Annotated in this window: 1 pseudogene; it reads right to left on the bottom strand. The window is 69.3% G+C overall.

Annotated elements, in window-relative coordinates:
• Positions 1-177 (bottom strand): annotated as a pseudogene (locus tag AKL25_RS23600) (GntR family transcriptional regulator); the annotation flags it as partial.
• Between the last annotated feature and the right edge of the window lie 28 nt (positions 178-205).

Below are 205 nucleotides of genomic sequence, written 5' to 3'. Positions count from 1 at the left end.
CGCCTGCGCGAAGCCATCATCACGATGCAGCTCACGCCCGGCACCGTGCTGTCGCGCGCCGAACTGCAAGGCCAGCTCGGCGCGCGACAGCACGGTGCCGGGCGTGAGCTGCATCGTGATGATGGCTTCGCGCAGGCGTTCGAACACCTGCGGCGCTGCATGGCGCGAGCGGTCCAGTTGATGCGGACGCTGAGGCTGGGAGGAG

Origin of the sequence: Herbaspirillum rhizosphaerae (assembly GCF_001189965.1) — a bacterium.
Classification (GTDB): Bacteria; Pseudomonadota; Gammaproteobacteria; order Burkholderiales; family Burkholderiaceae_D; genus Herbaspirillum; species Herbaspirillum rhizosphaerae.
This window is presented reverse-complemented; position numbering and strand designations above follow the sequence as displayed.